The following is a 20278-nucleotide window of genomic DNA, read 5'->3' on the forward strand; positions in this document are numbered from 1 at the left end:
CGTGGCTCAGTTGTCCCGGTATGCCTCCAGCAGCCGCAGCCACACCTCGCTCAGCGTCGGGTACGACGGGACGGCGTGCCAGAGCCGGCCGACCGGGACCCGGCCGGCGACCGCGACGGTCGCGGAGTGGATCAGCTCGCCGACGCCGGGACCGACGAAGGTGACCCCGCGCAGGATCTCCTCCTCCACGTCGACGACCATCCGGGCGCGGCCCTTGTAGCCGTCGCCGTACAGGCCGGCGCCCGCGACCGAGGAGAACTCGACGTCGACGGCGCGGACGCGGTGGCCGGCCTGTTCGGCCTCGGCCAGGGAGAGCCCGACGGCGGCGGCCTCCGGGTCGGTGAAGACGACCTGGGGTACGGCGTGGTGGTCGGCGGTTGCCGCGTGCGCGCCCCAGGGCTCGTCCGGCGGTTCCGCGCCGGCGGCGCGCGCGGCGATCGCGGCGCCCGCGATCCGGGCCTGGTACTTGCCCTGGTGGGTGAGGAGGGCACGGTGGTTGACGTCGCCGACCGCGTACAGCCAGTCGGTGCCGGTGACCCGCAGGCTGTCGTCCACGTCGAGCCAGGAGCCGGGTTCCAGGCCGACGGTGTCCAGCCCGATGTCCTCGGTCCGCGGGGCGCGCCCGGTGGCGAAGAGGATCTCGTCGGACTCGACGCGGTCCCCGGCGCCGGTGACGACAACGACGGTGCCGTTCTCGCGGGAGACGGACTCGACGGAGGTGCCGGTGCGGACGTCCACGCCCGCCTCGGTGAGGGCGTCGGCGACCAGTTCCCCGGCGAACGGCTCCATCCGGCTCAGCAGGCCCTTGCCCCGCACCAGCAGGGTGACCCGGGAGCCGAGGGCCTGCCAGGCGGTGGCCATCTCGGTGGCGACGACCCCGCCACCGACGACGATCAGCCGGCCGGGCGCCGCCTTGGCGCTGGTGGCCTCGCGGCTGGTCCACGGCTTGACCCCGTCCAGTCCCGGCAAGCCGGGCAGCCGGGCGCTGGTGCCGGTGCAGACGGCGACGGCGTGCCGGGCGGTGAGCGTGGTGACCGTGCCGTCGGGGCCGGTCACGGTGACCGTGCGGGGGCCGGCCAGCCGGCCCTGGCCGCGGTACAGCTCGGCGCCGGTGCCCTCCAGCCAGCGGATCTGGCCGTCGTCCTGCCAGTGCGAGGTGTAGTCGTCCCGCCGGGCGAGGACGGCGGGGGTGTCGAGGGGGCCCTGGACCGACTGCTCCAGGCCGGGCAGGCGACGTGCGTCCGCCTGGGCGATCACCGGCCTGAGCAGGGCCTTGCTGGGCATGCACGCCCAGTACGAACACTCGCCGCCGACCAGTTCGCTCTCCACGACCGCGGTGGTGAGGCCGGCCGCACGGGTGCGGTCGGCGACGTTCTCCCCCACGGGCCCGGCCCCGAGCACCACGACGTCGTACGCGATGGATTCCGTTTCCGTCATGGGGTCAGTCTGGTGGGTGGTTGGTACGCGGGCCACACGGGTAGGCGCGCGGGACACGCGCGTGTCGGCACGGAACACGCGTGGAATACGCGACTGGACCGCCGTGTTCTTGCCGTCGGCACACCCCACACCAGGAAGAGGGAATCGGCCATGAGCAGCACTGTGGAGCTGACCAAGGAGAACTTCGACCAGACCGTCACCGAGAACGAGTTCGTCCTCATCGACTTCTGGGCGTCCTGGTGCGGGCCGTGCCGTCAGTTCGCGCCGGTGTACGAGAAGGCCGCCGAGGAGAACCCGGACCTGGTCTTCGCCAAGGTCGACACCGAGGCCCAGCCCGAGCTGGCGGAGGCGTTCGGTATCCAGTCGATCCCGACGCTGATGATCGTCCGGGACCAGGTCGCGGTCTTCGCCCAGCCGGGCGCCCTGCCGGAGGCCGCCCTCACGGACGTCATCGGGCAGGCCCGGAAGCTGGACATGGACGAGGTGCGCAAGAGCATCGCCGCCCAGGAGCGGCAGGGCGAGTAGTCCCCCGGCAGCCGGCACCGGTACGGCCCGTGGCGCTTGACGCGCCGCGGGCCGTACGCGTCCGTACGGGCGGGCGGCCGGGCCGACGGCGCGGTCAGCCGGACTCGCGGGGGACGAGGGAGGCGCCCAGCACCCTGCGCACCTCGGGCTCGCCACCGGGTTCGCGGACCGCGCGGTCGACGAGTTCCGCCAGTTCCCGGCCGGAGGGCAGCTCGACGTGGACGGTGCTGAGCCGCGGGCGCAGCAGCCGGCCGAGCATCAGGTCGTCGGCGCCGACCACGGCCACGTCCTCGGGGATGCGGACGCCCTCGTCCTGGAGGGCGCGCATCAGCAGCATCGCGTACTCGTCGTTGTAGGCGAACACCGCGTCGAGGCCGGACTCGCGCCAGCGGGCGGCCAGTCGGGCGGCGGCCTGCTCCGTGTACGCGAGCGGCAGCGCGGTCACGGTGGCGTCCGTGCCTCGCAGTGCCTGGCGGACACCGGCGAGCCTGGGCCTGGAGAACGCCTCGAGGCCGGTTTCCTCGGGCACGATCACGCCGATCCGGCGGCGCCCGCGGGCGAGCAGATGGGCGCCGGCGCAGTGGCCGACGGCCTCGTGGTCCATGAGCAGGGCGTGGGCGCCCTCGACGCGCTCGGGGCCGAGGGTCACCACGGCCCGGGCACCGGAACGCCGGAGCACGGCGACGCCCCGCGGGCCGAGCCCAGCGCCGGGCACCAGGACGGCGACGGGGCGCAACTCGGCCCAGGCGCGGGCGGCTTCGTCGCCCTGGAGGCCGACGGTGCCGTACTGGACGACCGTGTAGTCGAGTCGGCCGAGGGCGGACTGCAGTTCGGTGAGGAAGCGGCTGTAGAGGGGACCCACCGGGATCGTCGGGGCGGGCATGAGGACCATGCGGCTGTGGCCGGCTCGCAGGCTGCGGGCGGCCGCGTGGGGCACGTAGCCCAGTTCCCGGGCGGCCTCGTGGACGCGGCGGCGCGTCGGCTCGCTGATCCGTACGGCACTGGTGTTGTTGAGGACGTAGGAGACGGTCGCGCGCGAGACGCCCGCCAGCCGGGCCACATCGGCACTCGTCGGAACGGAGTGCGGCGCGGGCACCGCGGACGGCGGCGTGTTCGGTATCTGCACCATGACAGACCGCATCTTGGCAGAGGGGCCGGGGCGGGGGTGCGGGCGGGGGAACGTGGTTCATCGTTCGACCAACGCAGGGCAGCGAACCGACGCACGGGACTACGAACCGACGTACGGCAGGCGAACGACGTACGGCACGGCGGAGATCGACGAACATGTTCGCCACGAACTTGTTCGTGCCGAACATGTTCGTTACTGCACGAGAGCCTGCGGGCGCTCGTGGCGGAGGCGGACGGGCCGCTGGTGCCGCGGCGGATCCACGCCCTGCCGGCCGGTCACCGCTGGACCCGGACGCCCGGGGTCACCCTGCCCGGCGACGGCGCGCACCTCATGTCGCCGTTCGCCGGGGAGGGCGCCAACCTCGCACTGGCCGACGGCGCCGAGCTGGGCCTCGCCGTCGCCGCGCACCCCGGGGACACCGAGGGCGCGGTCACCGCCTACGAGGAGCGGATGTTCCCGCGCGCCGAGGCGTCGGCGGCGCAGTCGGCGCGCAGCGGCGCGACGCTGTTTCCGTGCGGACGCGCCGCACGGACTGCTGCGGATGTTCGCCGGCCACGACGACTGATCCCGCCGGGCCGGGAGGGGCCGGCCCGGACCGTGCCTCAGGCGGGCCGCTCCGTGCCCGTCACCCGGGCCACGAGGTCGAGCCAGCCTGCCTCCAGCCGCTCCATGGGCATCCCGCACTGCCGGGTCAGATGGTGGATCTGGGCGGGATCGAGGTACGCCAGCAGGGTCAGGCAGAGCAGATCGCAGTCGGCGCCCGGCACGAGTTGCCGCAGCAGCATCGTGACGTGCGTGCGCAGCGCCTGGACGGCGGGGTGGGAGAACCGGCGGCACGGCTCCGGCTGGGCGGCGAGCTGGAGGTCGAGCTGCTCGGCCGAGCGGTACAGCACCGCCACACCGAACGCCCGCAGCCGGTCGAGGGGCGGCGCGCCGGGCCCGAGCGGCGGGGGCCCGCAGAGGAAGTCGGCCTGGAGTTGCCGGCCTGAATGGTCGAGCAGTGCCGTCAGCAGTCCGGTGCGGTCGCCGAAGCGGCGGAACACCGTGCCCTTGCCCACCTGGGCCGCCGCCGCGACGGCCTCCATGGTCACGCCGGCCACCCCGTGCTCGGCGATCAGCCGGGCGGCGGCCTCCAGCAGCCGGGCCCGGTTGCGGGCCGCGTCGGCGCGCAGGCAGGGCTCGCCGGGCCCCGACTCGACCTCCAGCAGTTGAGGCGTGTCGTGGGGCTCCTGGGGCTTCGGGAAGGGCGGCAGGGCGGCGGGCATGAAGACAGCGTAAAGCATGGGGAACAAAACTGGACCGCGGTCCGGTTAGCCTGATAGAAAAGCTAAGCGGACCTCGGTCCGGATCGTAACGGCGATGTTCCAGTCCCCTTTTTTGGAGTACCCCCATGTCTGTTCGCATCCTCGCGCTCGTCGGCAGCCTTCGCGCCGGTTCGCACAACCGCCAGCTCGCCGAGGCGGCCGTCAAGCTCGCCCCCGAGGGCGCCGAGGTCGTGCTCTTCGAGGGCCTGGCCGAGGTCCCCTTCTACAACGAGGACATCGACGTCGAGGGCAACGTCCCGGCGCCCGCCGCCGCGCTGCGTGAGGCCGCCGGTGCCGCCGACGCCTTCCTGCTCTTCTCCCCCGAGTACAACGGCACGATGCCGGCCGTCCTGAAGAACGCGATCGACTGGCTGTCCCGCCCGTTCGGCGCCGGCGCCTTCGGCGGCAAGCCCGTCGCCGTGATCGGCACCGCGTTCGGCCAGTACGGCGGCGTGTGGGCGCAGGACGACACCCGCAAGGCCGTGGGCATCGCAGGCGGCAAGGTGATCGAGGACATCAAGCTGTCCATCCCCGGCTCCGTGACCCGCTTCGCCGAGACCCACCCGGTCGACGACGCCGAGGTCGCCGAGCAGCTCACCGAGGTCGTCGCCCGCCTGCACGGCAACGTGGGCGAGGTCGCGGCCGCCTGAGCCGTACGCACCCGCGAAGGGGCCGGAACCGCTGGGTTCCGGCCCCTTCGGCGTGGCCGGGCGGCCCGGCAGGGGGACCCGCCGTCCGGTGGACACCCAGGACTCGAAACAGGCGTACGGGTCATACGTGTCGCAGGGACGCGCAGCAGGCGTCCCGCCGCGTCAGGTGAGGAGAAGTCATGCCGCCGGTCCAGTCCCCGTCCCCGCCGCCCCCGTTCGATCCGGAACTCGCCGCCGCGCTGGAGCCGGCCGGTGACACGGTCCCGCCCGGCCTCACACCGGACGAGATCCCCGCCGCCCGGCGGGGCGCGAGCAAGGAACTGGCCGAGTTGTTCGACGTCACGATGGACGGCGCCTTCGAGGTGGAGGAGCTTGCGGTGCCGGGCCCCGGGGACGCGCCGGACGTCTCTCTCCTCATCTGCCGCCCCGCCGTCGCCCCCGCCACCGCGCTGCCGGTGATCTACCACGTGCACGGCGGAGGCATGATCCTCGGCCACAACCGGGCCGGGGTGGAGGCCCCCCTGAGCTGGGCGCGGGAGCTGGGCGCCGTCGTCGTCTCGGTCGAGTACCGCCTCGCGCCCGAGAACCCGCACCCGGCCCCGGTGGAGGACGTGTACGCGGGTCTGCTCTGGACGGCCGGGCACGCCAAGGAGATCGGCGGCGACCCGGACCGGATCGTGATCGCCGGGGCCAGCGCGGGCGGCGGCCTGACCGCCGCGCTCGCCCTGCTGCTGCGCGACCGCCAGGGCCCGCCGATCATCGGCCAGGTCCTGATGTACCCGATGCTCGACGACCGCAACGACACGGTCTCCAGCCACCAGATGGCGGGCGTCGGTGTCTGGGACCGCACCGCCAACGACACCGCGTGGACGGCGCTGCTCGGCGACCGCCGGGGCGGCCCCGACGTGTCCCCCTACGCCGCCCCCGCCCGCGCGGCGGACCTGTCCGGCCTGCCCCCGGCCTTCCTCGACGTGGGCTCCGCGGAGACCTTCCGCGACGAGGTCGTCGACTACGCCTCCCGCATCTGGGGCTGCGGCGGGGTCGCCGAACTCCACGTCTGGCCCGGCGGCTTCCACGGCTTCGACGCAGTCGCCCCGGAGGCGTCCCTGTCCCGGGCGGCGCGGGCGGCCCGGCTCGTGTGGCTGCGCAGGCTGCTGGCCGGATGAGCGCGCGCCCGCCGCACGCGGGCGCGTCGCGCCGGCTCGAACATGACCGGATGTCACCGGTGCGAAAGCTGTGCGACCGCCCCGGTGCCGAGGTTACCGTTCGGTAGACATCGTGCCCGGAGGCTCCCGGAGGTCCCCGCAATGACGCCCGACCGTGCCGCAGGACTCGCGGAGTCCGCCCGCGCGCTCGCCGCCGGGGAGGTGACCTCGCGCGCGCTGGTGGAACTGGCCCTGACCCGGATCGAGGCCACCCAGCCGACCCTGAACGCCTTCCGGGTGGTGCGCGCCGAGGCCGCGCTCGCCGAAGCGGACGCCGCCGACCGGGAGTTGGCCGCCGGCGTGCGCCGCCCGCTGCTCGGGGTGCCGGTGGCGGTCAAGGACGACATGGACGTGGCGGGCGAACCGACCGCCTTCGGCTGCCGGGGCGAGTTCCCGCCGGCCGCGGCGGACGGGGAGGCGGTACGCCGGCTGCGGGCGGCCGGCGCGGTGATCGTCGGCAAGACCAACACCTGCGAACTGGGGCAGTGGCCGTTCACCGAGGGACCGGCGTTCGGGGAGACCCGCAACCCGTGGCACACCGGACACACACCCGGCGGCTCGTCCGGCGGCTCGGCCGCCGCGGTCGCCGCCGGTCTGGTCCCGGCCGCGCTCGGCTCCGACGGCGCGGGGTCGGTGCGGATCCCGGCCGCCTGGACCCATCTGATCGGGATCAAGCCACAGCGCGGGCGCATCTCGACCTGGCCGCGCGGCGAGGCCTTCCACGGCATCACGGTGAACGGCACGCTCGCCCGCACGGTCGCCGACGCGGCCCTGCTGCTGGACGCGGCCGGCGGCAACCACGCCCGGGACCCGCACCGGCCGCCGGCGATCACGGTGTCCGAGGCGGTCGGCCGCGACCCCGGCCGGCTGCGCGTCGCCCTGTCGCTGAAGCCCCCGTTCACCGCCGTACCAGCGCGCCTGCGCCCCGAGGTCCGCACCCGGGTCCTCGAACTCGCGGAGAGACTGGCCGCGTTGGGGCACACCGTGGAGGAGGCCGATCCGCCCTACGGGCAGATCGGGCTGACCTTCGTACCGCGGGCCACCGCCGGTATCGCCGACTACGTCCGCGAGGCTCCCGACCTGGCGCTGCTCGATGCGCGCACCCGGGGCGCGGCCCGGCTGGGCCGGCTGCTCGGCGGCGCCCCGCTGCGGGCCGCCCGGCGCGCGGAGGCGGTCCTGCACCGGCGGATCGGCGCCTTCTTCGACTCGTACGACGTGCTGCTGACCCCGACGACCGCCGCTCCCCCGCCCGCGATCGGCGCCCTGTCCGGACTCGGCGGCCTGGCCACGGACCGCGCCATGATCGCCGCCTGTCCGTACGCCTGGCCCTGGAACGTCCTCGGCTGGCCCGGGGTCAACGTGCCCGCCGGGTTCGTCGGTGAGGGCCTGCCCGTGGGCGCGCAGTTGCTCGGGCCCGCCGCCGGCGAGCCGCTGCTGGTCTCCGTGGCCGCCCAGCTGGAGTCGGAACTGCGCTGGCACGAGCTGTGGCCGCCGGTGGCGGAGCCGGACGCCCGGGTGGTCTGACGGCGCCGCGCGCGGGCGGTCCGGGGGTACGGGCCCGAACCGCCCGGGAGCGGACGGGCGTTGCGCCCGTACCCTGTGGCCATGGAGGATGCGTCGATGGTGGGGCTCATGGGACGGGTGACGGGGACGATCGGGCCGGGTCTGGTCGGCGAGGTGATCGTCCGGGTGCGCGGCGGCGCCGAGCACTTCCTCGCGTACGCCGCCGACGGCACGGCACGTCTGGAGCGGGGAACGGTCGTGATGGTGGTGGAGCACCTGCCGCCGAGAACGGTGTACGTCACGGCCGCCTACGACAGTTGAGCGCACGGCGCCCCAGGTGAGGGGCGTATGCGTCAAGATTGCGACAAGGATGCGCCGATGACTTCTCGGCGCGTCGCGGCGGGCGCACACTCCCTTCGTTCGGTGCCGAAAGGGCACCATGCAAAGGGGGCGAATGCCGATGGTCGTCGGCGTCGTTGCGGGGGCGGTCGTCGTTGCCGTTCTCGTGCTGATCGGGTTGTTCAAGATGATGTGGCGGGTCGCCGAGCCGAACGAGGCGCTCATCATCTCCGGGTCCAAGCACCGTACCGAGGGACTCGAGGAGGGCATGGGGTTCCGCATCGTCACCGGGCGGGGCACGCTGGTGCTGCCCGGTGTGCAGGCGGTGCGCAAGCTCTCCCTGGATCTGAACGAGACCGAGCTGCAGGTGGACTGCGTGACCCACCAGGGCATCCCGCTGAAGGTGCGGGGCGTGGTCATCTTCAAGGTGGGCGACGACTTCGTGTCGATCGCGAACGCGGCCCGCCGGTTCCTGGACCAGCAGAGGCTGATGTCGGAGCGGGTGCACAACGTCTTCGCCGGTCATCTGCGGTCCATCGTGGGCGGGTTGACGGTCGAGGACATGATCCGCGACCGGGAGAAGCTGACCGGCCAGACCCGGGCGGCGTGCGGTACGGAGATGGAGAAGCTCGGCCTGATCGTCGACTCGCTGCAGATCCACGAGATCGAGGACCCGACCGGCTACATCCAGAACCTGGCCATGCCGCACGCGGCGGCCGTGCAGCGGGACGCGCGCATCGCGCAGGCCGAGGCGAACCGGCTCGCCACGGAGGCGGAGCAGCAGTCCTTCGCCCGGATGGCGGAGGCCACCCGGGACAGCGAGATCCTGCAGGCCGGCTACCAGGCCGAGCGGGACAAGGCGGGGGCGAAGGCCCAGCAGGCCGGTCCGCTCGCGGCGGCCGCCGCCCGGCAGGAGGTCGTCGTCCAGGAGACCCGGGTCGCCGAGCTGGAGGCGCACCGGCGTGAGCAGCAGCTCCAGGCGGACGTCCGCAAGCCGGCCGACGCCCGGGCCTACGAGAAGCGGACGCTGGCCGAGGCCGAGCGCGACGCGCGGATCTCGGCGGCCCAGGCCAAGGCGAAGGAGACGGAACTCGCGGCGGCCGCGGAAGCCACCCGGGTCAAGGCGGCCGCGGGCGCCGAAGCCGAGTCGACCAAGACCCGGGGCGCGGCCTCGGCCGCGGCGACCCGGGCCACCGGTGAGGCGGAGGCCGCCGCCGCTCAGGCCAGGGGGCTCGCGGAGGCGGAGGCTACCAGGGCGAAGGGCCTCGCCGAGGCGGAGGCCATCAAGGCGCGGGCCGCCGCCCTGGCGGAGAACCAGGAGGCCGTCGTCGCTCAGCAGCTCGCCGAGAACTGGCCGGAGATCGTCCAGGCGGGCGCGTCCGCGTTCGGCAACGTGGACAACATGGTGCTGCTCAACGGCGCCGACGGCATGGCCGAGTTGTTCGCCAAGGCGCTCACCATGGGCGGCACCGGTCTCGGCCTCGCCCGTCAGCTGCTCGGGGCGATGAACCCCAACGGGCCGGGCGCGCAGGGCTCTTCGCCGTCGCTCAACGGGGCGGTACCGCCCGCGCCGCAGAAGGTGCCGGTGGAGCAGGAGGGTTAGCGGTCCCGCCGGAGGCGGCCCGGCGGCCGGGGTCCCTCACCAGGGGCCCCGGCCGCCGCGTCACCCCCATCCCCTGCCATCCCTGGTCATCCCCTGAGCAGCGCGACGCCCAGGGCGAACAGGGCCACGACCTTCGCCAGCTCCAGCGCCACGTACCAGAGGTGGCCGCGGGAGCGGGGCAGGTCCTCGCCCGCGAGGACCCGGTCGGACCTGCGGTTGAGGCGCGGCCGGACGACGACGAGCTGGGCGGCGAGCAGTACGGCGGCGGCCGCGGTCAGTCCCACGGTCCCGGCCGCGGCGCCGCCCACGGCGACGGCGGCGACCACCACGACGGCGAGGGCGGTCTCGACGGCGTTCAGGGCCCGGAAGACGAGCCGGCCGATGCCCAGGCCGATGGGTATGGTCACGCCCGGCGCGCGGAACTTGAGCGGCGCCTCCAGAAAGGAGATAGCCAGCACCATTCCGAGCCAGACGAACACCACCGCACTCGCGGTGGCGGCCGACGCGGTGTTCATCGGGGGGTTGCCTCTTTCTGCTCTGCGGCGGCCGCCCCGCCCAGGTGGGCGAGGCAGGAGTCGGGTTCGGCGAAGGGTTCCAGGCCGGTGGCGGTCAGCGGCGCGCCGAGCCCCGCCAACGCGCCCTGCATCAGGCCGAGATGGAGCGGGCACACCAACCGGCCGTACTCCTCGGCGAGTTCCAGGAAGGGGCAGTGCCGCAACCGGATCCGGGCCGGCGGCCCGTCCGGTCCGGGCGCTCCCTCCGGCCGCGGGGCGAAGCCCATGCCGTCCAGCAGGCCGACGAGCCGGGCCGCCGAGCGCTCGGCGGTCGGCGGCTCGAAGGGCGGCAGCGGGTCCACCAGGAACCGGCCCCAGGCCCGGCCGGTCTCCACCGCCTCCGTGCGCGCCTCGGCGGGGTCGGCGGACGCCCAGCGGCTGAGCAGCATGCGCGCCAGCAGCGGATACTCCCGGACGCCGCCGCGGTCCATGCCGGGCCGCGCGCTGTAGGAGGTACGGGGCCGGCCGGGCCCCGAGGGCGCCTCGGTGCCGCTCTCGACCAGTCCCTCGGCGACCAGCGCGTCCAGGTGGAACCGCACGGTGTTGGGGTGGACGCCCATCCGCTCGGCCACCGCCGCCACCCCGAGCGGTGCCGGGGCGGTCCGCAGCACCTCCAGCACCTCCCGGCGGCGCGGGCTCTGTCGTGCGGTCACGGCCGATCACCCACTTCCACCTGCGCGTTTTTCACGAAACCTACGTGGAGTAATTGTAGGGTGGGCCGTGGAAGCCGAAGACAACGAGGGGTGCGCATGACGCCGCCGTCCGAGACCGGCGCCGAGGCCGGCTGGAGCGCGGGGCCGGATCCGCGCGTTCTGTGCGACGCCCGCGCCCTGGCCGCCGGCCCACCGGTCCCGTCGGGGGTGCTGTGGAAGCTGGCCGAGGGCGGACGCCAGCTCGACGCCAATGTCGTCCGGCTCGCCCCGGGCGGGCGCGTCGACACGCACACCGAGCCGAACCTGGACGTGCTGGTCCTGGTCGTCTCCGGGGACGGCGTGGTCGGCAAGGGCACCCGGGACGAACCCGAGCCGCTCGCCGAGGGAACGCTGCTGTGGCTGCCGCACGGCTCCACGCGCAGCATCACCGCCGGCGCCTCGGGCCTCGCCTACCTGACCGTGCACCGCCGCCGGCCCGGCATGCAGATCCAGTCGCGTGGCGGCGCGCCCGCCTGACAGGCCGGGCGCGGGCAGTCGTGCCCGCTACCGCTGCCCGGGCCGGGAACTGCCCCGCCGCGCGATCCCGTTCGCCATGGCCCGTGCGACCGCCCGCCCGGCGCAGCCCCCGCGCTCCCGACGTGCTCACGACAGGCCTAGGGTGCTCTCCGTGAGCACGCCTACCGATGAGAACGTCCCGGGCCGCTTCGGCCCCCACGCCACCACCGAGGCCGACCCGCGCGGGGCCGGCCGGGTGCGTACCGAGTACTCCCCCGCCCACGACGGCGACCCCGACCCGGGCGAGATCGTGTGGACCTGGGTGCCGTTCGAGGAGAACGACGGCCGCGGCAAGGACCGGCCGGTACTGGTGGTCGCCCGCGAGCCGGCGGGCACCTTCCTCGCGGTCCAGTTGTCCAGCAAGCGGCACGACGGCGACCGCGAGTGGGTGGCGATCGGCAGCGGCCCCTGGGACCGGTCGGGCCGTGACTCGTGGGTGGACGTGGACCGCGTGCTGCGGCTGCACGAGGACGGCATGCGCCGGGAGGCGTGCGCGCTGGACCGGATGCGCTTCAACCTCGTCCGGCAGCGGCTGCACGAGCGGTACGGCTGGACCTGACGGTCCCTACGGCGTCTGACCGGCGACCGGGCCGGACGGACCCTGGCCGGTGAGCGAGCGCGCGCCTTCCGGGAACCTTCGCGCGAAGGCCTCCCGCACGAGTGCCCCCGGGGTGCGGTCCAGGATGCCGAACACCACGTGCTCGAACGTCCGCGCGAACCGCCCACCGGGTCCGAGCAACGCCCGGAAGGCCTCGGCGACCTGTGCCGGGTCGTTCCGGAACACGCCGCAGCCCCAGGCACCGAGCACCAGCCGCCGGTAGCCCTGCGCGGTGGCGGTCTCCAGGACCCGCTCGGCCCGCCGGGCGAGGGCGGCCGGGAGTTCACCGGCTCGCTCGGGGGCCGTACGCCGCACGACACCCGCGTTCGGAGCCGCCGCCGTGAGGAACCCGGCGAGGTACGGCCGCGCGAGTGTCGCGCCCCGGTCGTCGCGGAACACCGGGACGGCCGGGGAGTGAATCACCCGATCGGTGTAGAACGGATCGCGGTGGGTGCGGTGGTGGTCGTAGAAGGCGCGGGCCTCGAGCAGGCAGGTGTACAGCGCCGAGGCGCGGCACAGGGCCTCCTCCTGGGCCTGGGCGCCGTTGAGGTAACCGCCGCCCGGATTGCGGGCCGAGGCGAAGTTGAGAACGGCGACCGGCGCGTCGGCCAGTCGGCGGGCGGCCTCCGTGCTGCTCTCCCCCGTGACCTCGAAGACTGGCTCCGCGTCGGCGGCCGCGGCCACCGGCACCGGCCCGGGTCCGTACAGCCGGGTGCCCGCCCGGGCGGCCTCGACGGCGGCCGCCAGCCTCACCTCCCGGCCGTCGGGCGCGCGGTACGCGCCCGCCGCCACGATCCGTTCGGTCTCCGCGGCCAGACCGCGCAGGCGCGCGCTCACGGCGCCACCCCCGTGGGCGCCGCGACCGCGGCCCGCGCGGTCTCCCCCGTCGTGCTCATGCACGCATCCTGGGTGATGCTGGGATGCGGTGCAACGGAGTTTCCCGGGCCCGGAACGGCCGGGGAACCAGGAAGGGAACGGAGGTTACCGATCCGGAACGTCCCGATGGGCACCCTTGTGCGAATCGGCTCAAGGGTTTTGGGTGGACGGGTGCCTGTCCGGGCCCAGCGTGGGCCGGACCGGTGGCATGGTGGAATCTCAGGAGGATCCCGACATGTCCGACTCGAAGAGCGATTGCGGCGACTGTACGGAGCGCCGCGACGCCGTCACCGAAGCCGAGGTGGAGGCCCTGGTCAGGGGCATCTGCTTCAAGACAGGACCGCCCCGCGCCGTCGGGGTCGAAGTGGAATGGCTCGTCAAAGAGCTGCGGCAGCCGCAGCTCCCGGTCACATCCGAACGACTCGAAGCGGCCTACGCCACCCTGCGGACCGTGCCGCTGCGCTCGCCCCTCACGATCGAGCCCGGCGGCCAGCTGGAGCTGAGTTCGCCGCCCGCCGCCTCCCTGATGGAGTGCGTGGACACCGTCTCCGCCGATCTGAAGACCGTGCGTGCCGTCCTCGCGAAGGACGGACTCGGGCTCCTCGGCGTCGGCCACGACCCCTGGCGCCCACCCCGCCGGTTCCTGCGCGAACCGCGCTACGACGCCATGGAGGCCTGTCTCGACCGCACCGGCACGGCCGGCCGGCACATGATGTGCGCCTCGGCCTCCGTCCAGGTGTGCGTGGACGCCGGGCACGACGACCCGGGCGTCATGGGCCTCGGACAGCGCTGGTGGCTGGCCCACCAGCTCGGCGCGGTCCTGGTGGCCGCGTTCGCCAACTCCCCGCTGGTCGGACGGCGGCCCACCGGCTGGCGGTCCACCCGGCAGCTGCACTGGACGGAGATCGGCGCGGGCCGCGCGGGCGCTCCCCCGCCGAACGGGGAACCAAGGGGCGCCTGGGCCCGGCACGTGCTGGACTCCCCGGTGATGTGCGTCCGCCGCGACAGCGGCCCGTGGGAGGTCCCCGAGGGCCTCACCTTCCGTGAGTGGACCCGTGCGCGGAACCCCAGGCCGCCCACCCGGGCGGATCTCGACTACCACCTGACCACGCTGTTCCCGCCGGTCCGGCCGCGCGGCCACCTGGAGCTGCGCATGATCGACGCGCAGCCGGGCGACGACGGCTGGATCGTGCCGCTCGCGGTGACCGCGGCGCTGTTCGACGATCCCGAGGCCGCCGAGTCCGCGCACCAGGCGGTCAAACCGCTGGCCGAGCGGGCCATGAACCTGCCGGCCCCGCACAATCCGCTGTGGCTCGACGCGGCGCGGGACGGGCTCACCGATCCCGAGCTGCGCGAGGCCGCCGTCGCCTGTTTCTCGGCGGCGCTCCTGGCCCTGCCCCGGCTCGGCGCCGCGCCGGCGGTCGTGGACGCCGTCGCCGCGTATCTGGACCGCCATGTCGCGCGGGGCCGCTGCCCGGCCGACGACCTGCTGGACCGTCTGCGCGGCACCGACCGCCGCGCGGCCCACGGGAGGAAGGACATCCGCACATGACCGCCCCCGAGACCGAGGCCACGGCCACCGAGGCGGACACCGCGGCGCTGCGCGAGCGCGCGGTCGCCTCGCTCACCGCCGCCCGCGCCCGCACCGAACTGCTGACGGACTGCGTCGAGGAACCGGACCTCACCACCCAGCACTCGCCGCTGATGTCGCCCCTGGTGTGGGACCTCGCCCACATCGGCAACCAGGAGGAGCTGTGGCTGCTGCGGGCGGTCGGCGGCCGGGAGGCGCTGCGGCCCGAGATCGACGGCCTGTACGACGCCTTCGAGCACTCGCGCGCCGAACGCCCCTCACTGCCGCTGCTGCCGCCCGCCGAGGCCCGCGGATACGCGTCCGACGTACGCGGGCGGGCTCTCGACCTGCTGGAGGCCGCGGACTTCCACGGCAGCCGGCTGACCGAGGCCGGCTTCGCCTTCGGCATGATCGCGCAGCACGAACAGCAGCACGACGAGACGATGCTGATCACCCATCAGCTCCGCGCGGGCCCGGCGGTCCTGACCGCACCGGATCCCGGGCCGGCCCCGCTGTTGACCGGTCCGGCCGAGGTCCTGGTTCCCGGCGGCCCGTTCACCATGGGAACCTCCGCCGAGCCCTGGGCGCTGGACAACGAGCGCCCGGCGCACCCGGTGGACGTGGCGCCCTTCTGGATCGACACGACCCCGGTCACGAACGCGTCGTACCAGGCGTTCATCGAGGACGGCGGCTACGGCACCGAGCGCTGGTGGACCCCGGAGGGCTGGGCGCACATCCGGCGGCACGGCCTCACCGCCCCGCTGTTCTGGCGGCGGGACGGCGGCCAGTGGCTGCGGCGGCGCTTCGGCGTCACCGAGGCGGTGCCGGACGACGAGCCGGTGCTGCACGTGTGCTGGTACGAGGCGGACGCCTACGCCCGCTGGGCCGGGCGCCGGCTGCCGACCGAGGCGGAGTGGGAGAAGGCCGCCCGCTTCGACCCGGCCACCGGCCGCTCCCGGCGCTACCCGTGGGGCGACGCCGACCCGGCCCCCGAGCACGCCAACCTGGGCCAGCGCCACCTGCGGCCCGCCCCCGCCGGCAGCTACCCGGACGGCGAATCCCCGCTCGGGGTGCGGCAGTTGATCGGTGACGTCTGGGAGTGGACGTCGAGCGACTTCCTGCCCTACCCGGGTTTCACGGCGTTCCCGTACAAGGAGTACTCGGAGGTGTTCTTCGGCGCCGAGTACAAGGTGCTGCGCGGCGGCTCGTTCGCCGTGGACAAGGTCGCCTGCCGGGGCACGTTCCGCAACTGGGACTACCCGATCCGGCGGCAGATCTTCTCCGGGTTCCGCACCGCCCGCCCGGAGGCCGTCTGATGTGCCGTCACCTGGCCTACCTGGGGCCGGAACAGCCGCTCGGACGACTCCTGGTGGAGCCCCCGCACAGCCTGTACCGGCAGTCGTGGGAGCCGCGCCGGCAGCGGTACGGCACGGTCAACGCCGACGGCTTCGGGGTGGGCTGGTACGCCCCGGACGATCCCGCCCCGGCCCGCTACCGGCGGGCCGGGCCGATCTGGGCGGACCTGTCCTTCGCCGACCTGGCCCGGGTGGTGCGCGCCGGCGCGGTGCTCGCCGCTGTGCGCGACGCCACCCTCGCGGGCGCGGACGCCGAGGCGGCGGCCGCGCCCTTCGCCGCCGGACGCTGGCTGTTCAGCCACAACGGCGCGATCGCCGGCTGGCCCGACTCGGCCGCGCACCTGGTGTCCGGGCTGCCCCCGGTCGAGCTGCTTTCGCTCCAGGCGCGCACCGACTCGGCGTTCGTCTGGGCGCTGGTCCTGCACCGGCTGCGCTCCGGCGACGACCCCGCGGAGGCCCTTGGTGACACCGTCCGCCGGTTCGCCGCGGCGGCACCCGCGTCCCGCCTCAATCTGCTGCTCACCGACGGCGAGACCATCGCCGCCACCGCCTGGGGCGACAGCCTCTGGTACCGCACGGAGCCCGGCCAGGGCACGGTCGTCGCGTCGGAGCCGTACGACGACGACCCGCTCTGGCGGGAGGTCCCCGACCGCACCGTGCTCACCGCGAGCCGCGCCGGCGTGCTCCTCGCCCCACTCGAGGATCCGGCGTCATCCCTGAAGGAGCCCTGCCGTTGAGTCCCCTGCACGTCACCCGCACACTCCCCGAGGACGCGACCGGCGCCGCGCTGCGCGCCGACGTCCGGCACGGCCTCACCGTCACCCCCAAGACGCTGCCCCCGAAGTGGTTCTACGACGCCCTGGGCAGCGAGCTGTTCGAGCGGATCACCGATCTGCCCGAGTACTACCCCACACGTGCGGAGCGCGAGATCCTCGTCGCCCGCAGCGGTGAGATCGCCGCCGCGAGCCGCGCCCGCACCCTGGTCGAACTGGGCTCCGGTTCATCGGAGAAGACCCGCTACCTCATCGACGCGCTCACCTCGCTGGAGGCGTACGTCCCGGTCGACGTCAGCGAGAGCGCCCTCACCCAGGCCGGGCAGGCGCTCATCGCGGAGCGGCCCGGACTCGACGTGCACGCGCTGATCGCCGACTTCACCGCCCCGCTGGAACTGCCCCGGACACCCGGCCCCCGGCTCGTGGCCTTCCTCGGCGGCACGATCGGCAACCTGCTGCCCGCCGAGAGGGCGAAGTTCCTCGCGCTCGTCCGCTCCATGCTCGCCCCGGGCGACGGTCTGCTGCTCGGCACGGACCTGGTCAAGGACGAGCGGGTGCTGGTACGGGCGTACGACGACGCGGCCGGGGTGACGGCCGCGTTCAACAAGAACGTCCTGGCGGTCGTCAACCGTGAACTGGGCGCGGACTTCGAGCCGGACGCCTTCGAGCACGTGGCCGTGTGGGACCGGGAACAGGAGTGGATCGAGATGCGGCTGCGCTCGCGGACCGCGCAGACCGTCAAGGTGCCCGCGCTGGACCTGGCCGTGGACTTCGCGGCGGGCGAGGAGATGCGCACCGAGGTGTCGGCGAAGTTCCGCCGGGACGGCATCGCCGCGGAGCTCGCGGCCACCGGTCTCGAGCTGACCCACTGGTGGACGGATGCCGAGGACCGGTTCGCGCTGTCGCTGAGCGTGGTGCGGTAGGTCAGCCCAGGTTGTCGGCCAGGGCCTCGGTGATCCCGCGGTCGGCCCGGCGGGCCTCGCTCGCCGGGTCGGCCCCGCCGAGCACCCGGGTCATGTACCCCTTGATCGGGTTGTCGGCCTCGACCGAGGCCCACTGAGGGGTGTTGGGGGTCGCCCTGCCGTGCGCGGCGCCCGCCGCCATGGCGGCGACCCCTTCCTCGCCGGCCACCGCGTCCACCAGGGTGGTCTTGTTGGGCACGTAGTTCATGGTGCGGGCGAGTTCGGTGTCCCACTTGGCGCCGGTGAGCGCCCCGACGACCGCGGTGGCGGCGAACTGGTCGCCGGTGTTGCGCGGTACGACGAGGTCGGAGCCGCCGGTGAAGACGACACCGGGCCGGGCGGCGGTCCTGCCGGGCACCGGGAAGAAGCCGAGCTTGCCCTTCAGTCCGGGGTTCTCCCGCACGATCGACTGGGCGAGCCCCGGCACCGCGATGATCTGGGCGACCTTGCCGCCCGCGAACACTCCGGCCTGGGGCGGGTGTTCCTCGTCGGAGTCCACGGGCCCCTCGCCGAGCGCCTGGAGCCGGCGGTAGAAGTCCATGCCGCGCAGCGCGGCGGGGGTGTTCAGGGTGCCCCGCCATTCGTAGTCCTTCTTCTCGGCGAGTTCACCGCCCTCGTCCCAGATGAAGCCGGAGAGGGTGTACCAGTCCTGCCCGGCCAGGTAGATGCCCTGGTTTCCGCCCGAGTCGAGCTTCCGGGTGTCGGCGAGCCACTCGTCGCGGGTCTTCGGCGGGGAGGTGATGCCGGCCCGCTCGAAGAGGTCCTTGCGGTAGACGACCACCCGGTTGGCCGCGTACCAGGGCACGCCGTACTGGTTGTTGCCGTCCTTACCGGGTTCGGCGAGGCCGGGCAGCCAGTGCTCCTTGCCCCAGTCGCGCATCGACTCCAGGGTCAGGTCGGTCAGCCGGCCGTCCTCGACGTAGAGCGGGACCTGGGTGTTGCCCACCTCGATGACGTCGGGACCGTCCTGCGCGTCGCCCCTCAGCGCCTTGCGGACCTTCTCCACGATGCCGGTCCACTCCTGGATGCGGATGTCGAGCCGCAGGTCGTCGTGGGTGCGTTCGAAGTCCTCGGTGAAGCGCCGCAGGAAGTCCTCGGAGGCGCTGTCCTTCATCAGCCACACGGTGACCGTCTGCCGGTCGTGCCCGGGCAGGACGCCGCAGGCGCTGACGAGGGAGCCGGTGACGCAGAGGAGGGCGAGCAGACGACGTCTCACGAGGGGTCCTGTTCTGTCTGGCCTGCGCGGTTGCGGACAGGGGAAGGGGCCCGACGTGGGGGGACGAACGCACGCGTTCGCACGGGTGTGCTGGATTTTGGTATGGACCAATGCATAGGTCAAGCGCTACGGGGCGTACGGAGGCGACGCCTCGCGCGCCGGGCGGGGATACGGCACGGTGGAGTACGGCGTGGCACACCGGTCGCGCCGGACGTGAGGCACGCCGCCGCGCGGCTCCTCACGGCGGAGAGGAGCCCCCCGTATGTCGAACCACATCTACCGGGTCACCGAGATCGTCGGCACCTCGCACGAGGGCCTCGACCAGGCCATCCGCAACGCCATCGCGCGCGCCGACCAGACCCTGCGCAACCTCGACTGGTTCGAGGTGACCCAGGTCCGCGGCCAGATCGAGAACGGGCAGGTCGAGCACTACCAGGTGGGCCTGAAGGTGGGCTTCCGCATCGAGGACGGCGCCGAGTAGCCATCAGGACCTTCCGCGACCCCCTCACGGTCCCTCAGGTACGTCCCTCGCGCTCCTGGGCGTCCTCCAGCGCCGCGGACCGGTCGGCCCAGCCGGCCCGCACGACGGTGAACCCGGCGCGCTCGGCGTCGTCGCACACCAGCTCGTCGTCGTCGACGAGGACCCGGATCCGCCGGTCCCTGGCGAGCCGGCGCAGGATCTCCAGCTTGGTGAACCGGGCGGGCCTGCGGTCGGAGTTGCTCCGCATGTGCACGCGGCCCTCGGGCAGCCCGTGGGCCGCGAGCCAGTCCAGGGTGTCGCGCCGGCACCGCTCGGGCCGCCCGGTGAGGTAGACGATCTCGCACTGGCGAGCCGTCTCCAGCGCGAGCGTCACACCCTCGGCGAGCGGCGGGTCCGCGGACGCGGCGGCGAAGAAGGCGTCCCAGTCGCGCGGGCGGCCCTCCAGGAAGTGCTGGCGGTGGGCGGTGTCGGCCAGGGTGTTGTCGAGGTCGAACACGGCGACCGGGCGCGTGCTGCTGTCTGTCACCCGGTCACCTTAGCCACCCCGGCGTCAACTGCCTTGGACCGAGGGCCGCATGCTTCTCCCATGCCTTCCTCGCCCCGCCTCTTCGCCCGCCCCTGCACCGTCGTCGTCTGCCGGGGCTGCTGCTGCGGCGATCCGGCCAAGCAGCCCGGCACCGATCCGGTCGGTCAGCTCGACCGGTTGCGGGCCGCGGCCGCCGAGGGCGGCTTCGAGGTGCGCACGAGCGACTGCCTCGGGCCGTGCGACCAGGCGAACGTCATGGTCGTGCGGCCGTCGGCGGAGGGCCGGCGGGCCGGTGGCGGGCCGGTGTGGATCGGCTTCGCCCTGGATGACGACTGCACGGCCGAGGTGGCCGAGTGGGCGCGGGCGGGCGGTCCCGGTGCGGCCGAGCCGCCGCTCGCACTGGAGTTGCAGATGATCCGCGCCCCCCGGGGCGCGCGGGCCCGGACGGGACGGTGAGACCCGCA

The 20278-nt window shown here is 74.1% G+C and carries 22 protein-coding genes and 1 pseudogene; 15 read left to right on the forward strand and 8 right to left on the reverse strand.

What is annotated here, in order from left to right:
• Positions 1–6: 6 nt before the first annotated feature.
• A complete protein-coding gene (locus AB0924_RS25640) occupies positions 7–1437 on the reverse strand; it encodes an NAD(P)/FAD-dependent oxidoreductase (RefSeq protein ID WP_366912627.1) in 1431 nt (476 codons plus the stop codon).
• Positions 1438–1587: 150 nt separating this feature from the next.
• Between AB0924_RS25640 and trxA the strand changes: the two genes are divergently transcribed.
• Positions 1588–1962 carry a thioredoxin gene (gene trxA, locus AB0924_RS25645; RefSeq protein WP_366912628.1) on the forward strand — a complete coding sequence of 125 codons (375 nt, stop codon included), beginning with the start codon at positions 1588–1590 and terminating at the stop codon, positions 1960–1962.
• Positions 1963–2056: 94 nt separating this feature from the next.
• On the opposite strand, the gene AB0924_RS25650 is transcribed toward trxA, so the two are convergent.
• Positions 2057–3103, reverse strand: a complete 1047-nt coding sequence (locus AB0924_RS25650; protein WP_358936930.1) for a LacI family DNA-binding transcriptional regulator — start codon at positions 3101–3103, stop codon at positions 2057–2059.
• A 189-nt stretch (positions 3104–3292) separates the two neighbouring features.
• On the opposite strand from AB0924_RS25650, the pseudogene AB0924_RS25655 reads away from it, so the two are divergent.
• Positions 3293–3656 (forward strand): annotated as a pseudogene (locus tag AB0924_RS25655) (FAD-dependent monooxygenase); the annotation flags it as partial.
• Between the two features lie 37 nt (positions 3657–3693).
• Here AB0924_RS25655 and AB0924_RS25660 read toward each other — a convergent pair.
• Positions 3694–4374 (reverse strand): helix-turn-helix domain-containing protein, encoded by a 681-nt coding sequence (locus AB0924_RS25660; RefSeq protein ID WP_366912629.1) that lies wholly within the window; start codon positions 4372–4374, stop codon positions 3694–3696.
• A 107-nt stretch (positions 4375–4481) separates the two neighbouring features.
• Between AB0924_RS25660 and AB0924_RS25665 the strand changes: the two genes are divergently transcribed.
• From AB0924_RS25665 to AB0924_RS25685, 5 genes are all read left to right on the forward strand, one after another.
• Positions 4482–5045 (forward strand): NADPH-dependent FMN reductase, encoded by a 564-nt coding sequence (locus AB0924_RS25665; protein ID WP_358936934.1) that lies wholly within the window; start codon positions 4482–4484, stop codon positions 5043–5045.
• 179 nt (positions 5046–5224) lie between these two features.
• The gene (locus AB0924_RS25670) at positions 5225–6211 is read left to right on the forward strand and encodes an alpha/beta hydrolase (protein ID WP_366912630.1); all 987 of its coding nucleotides are present in this window, start codon (positions 5225–5227) and stop codon (positions 6209–6211) included.
• Between the two features lie 141 nt (positions 6212–6352).
• A complete protein-coding gene (locus AB0924_RS25675) occupies positions 6353–7774 on the forward strand; it encodes an amidase (RefSeq protein WP_366912631.1) in 1422 nt (473 codons plus the stop codon).
• A gap of 81 nt (positions 7775–7855) precedes the next feature.
• Positions 7856–8074, forward strand: coding sequence for a hypothetical protein (locus tag AB0924_RS25680; protein WP_358936940.1), 219 nt, complete (start codon positions 7856–7858; stop codon positions 8072–8074).
• 133 nt (positions 8075–8207) lie between these two features.
• Positions 8208–9695, forward strand: a complete 1488-nt coding sequence (locus AB0924_RS25685; protein ID WP_358936942.1) for an SPFH domain-containing protein — start codon at positions 8208–8210, stop codon at positions 9693–9695.
• Positions 9696–9781: 86 nt separating this feature from the next.
• Here AB0924_RS25685 and AB0924_RS25690 read toward each other — a convergent pair whose 3' ends face one another.
• Together AB0924_RS25690 and AB0924_RS25695 are read right to left on the reverse strand one after the other, a co-directional pair.
• On the reverse strand, positions 9782–10210 hold the full coding sequence (locus AB0924_RS25690) for a hypothetical protein (protein WP_358936944.1): 429 nt from the start codon (positions 10208–10210) through the stop codon (positions 9782–9784).
• Positions 10207–10902, reverse strand: a complete 696-nt coding sequence (locus AB0924_RS25695) for a helix-turn-helix domain-containing protein (RefSeq protein ID WP_366912632.1) — start codon at positions 10900–10902, stop codon at positions 10207–10209. Before AB0924_RS25695 ends, AB0924_RS25690 begins: the two co-directional genes overlap by 4 nt.
• A gap of 96 nt (positions 10903–10998) precedes the next feature.
• Between AB0924_RS25695 and AB0924_RS25700 the strand changes: the two genes are divergently transcribed.
• Positions 10999–11418, forward strand: a complete 420-nt coding sequence (locus AB0924_RS25700; RefSeq protein ID WP_366912634.1) for a hypothetical protein — start codon at positions 10999–11001, stop codon at positions 11416–11418.
• Positions 11419–11569: 151 nt separating this feature from the next.
• Positions 11570–12016: a type II toxin-antitoxin system PemK/MazF family toxin gene (locus AB0924_RS25705; protein WP_366912635.1), complete on the forward strand. Its 447-nt coding sequence runs from the start codon at positions 11570–11572 to the stop codon at positions 12014–12016.
• 6 nt (positions 12017–12022) lie between these two features.
• Here AB0924_RS25705 and AB0924_RS25710 read toward each other — a convergent pair whose 3' ends face one another.
• On the reverse strand, positions 12023–12892 hold the full coding sequence (locus tag AB0924_RS25710) for a TIGR02452 family protein (protein ID WP_366912636.1): 870 nt from the start codon (positions 12890–12892) through the stop codon (positions 12023–12025).
• Between the two features lie 274 nt (positions 12893–13166).
• Between AB0924_RS25710 and egtA the strand changes: the two genes are divergently transcribed.
• From egtA to egtD, 4 genes are read left to right on the forward strand one after another with little or no spacing between them, the layout of a single operon-like run.
• Positions 13167–14483 carry an ergothioneine biosynthesis glutamate--cysteine ligase EgtA gene (gene egtA, locus AB0924_RS25715; protein WP_366912637.1) on the forward strand — a complete coding sequence of 439 codons (1317 nt, stop codon included), beginning with the start codon at positions 13167–13169 and terminating at the stop codon, positions 14481–14483.
• Positions 14480–15817, forward strand: coding sequence for an ergothioneine biosynthesis protein EgtB (gene egtB, locus AB0924_RS25720; RefSeq protein ID WP_366912638.1), 1338 nt, complete (start codon positions 14480–14482; stop codon positions 15815–15817). Before egtA ends, egtB begins: the two co-directional genes overlap by 4 nt.
• Positions 15817–16593, forward strand: coding sequence for an ergothioneine biosynthesis protein EgtC (gene egtC / locus AB0924_RS25725; protein WP_358936958.1), 777 nt, complete (start codon positions 15817–15819; stop codon positions 16591–16593). Before egtB ends, egtC begins: the two co-directional genes overlap by 1 nt.
• Complete coding sequence (egtD, locus tag AB0924_RS25730; RefSeq protein ID WP_366912639.1) at positions 16590–17552, forward strand: L-histidine N(alpha)-methyltransferase; 963 nt, start codon at positions 16590–16592, stop codon at positions 17550–17552. The genes egtC and egtD overlap by 4 nt, the downstream gene beginning before the upstream one ends.
• 1 nt (position 17553) lies before the next feature.
• Here the strand turns inward: egtD and AB0924_RS25735 are convergent, their stop codons facing one another.
• Entirely contained in the window at positions 17554–18807 is a 1254-nt protein-coding gene (locus AB0924_RS25735) for an extracellular solute-binding protein (RefSeq protein WP_358936962.1), read from the reverse strand.
• Between the two features lie 262 nt (positions 18808–19069).
• On the opposite strand from AB0924_RS25735, the gene AB0924_RS25740 reads away from it, so the two are divergent.
• Positions 19070–19288, forward strand: a complete 219-nt coding sequence (locus tag AB0924_RS25740) for a dodecin (RefSeq protein ID WP_358936964.1) — start codon at positions 19070–19072, stop codon at positions 19286–19288.
• Between the two features lie 34 nt (positions 19289–19322).
• Here the strand turns inward: AB0924_RS25740 and AB0924_RS25745 are convergent, their stop codons facing one another.
• Positions 19323–19814, reverse strand: a complete 492-nt coding sequence (locus tag AB0924_RS25745; RefSeq protein WP_358936966.1) for a hypothetical protein — start codon at positions 19812–19814, stop codon at positions 19323–19325.
• A gap of 60 nt (positions 19815–19874) precedes the next feature.
• On the opposite strand from AB0924_RS25745, the gene AB0924_RS25750 reads away from it, so the two are divergent.
• Positions 19875–20270, forward strand: coding sequence for a (2Fe-2S) ferredoxin domain-containing protein (locus AB0924_RS25750; protein ID WP_358936968.1), 396 nt, complete (start codon positions 19875–19877; stop codon positions 20268–20270).
• Positions 20271–20278: the final 8 nt, after the last annotated feature.

It is taken from the genome of Streptomyces sp. NPDC047869 (assembly GCF_040704065.1).
GTDB lineage: Bacteria > Actinomycetota > Actinomycetes > Streptomycetales > Streptomycetaceae > Streptomyces.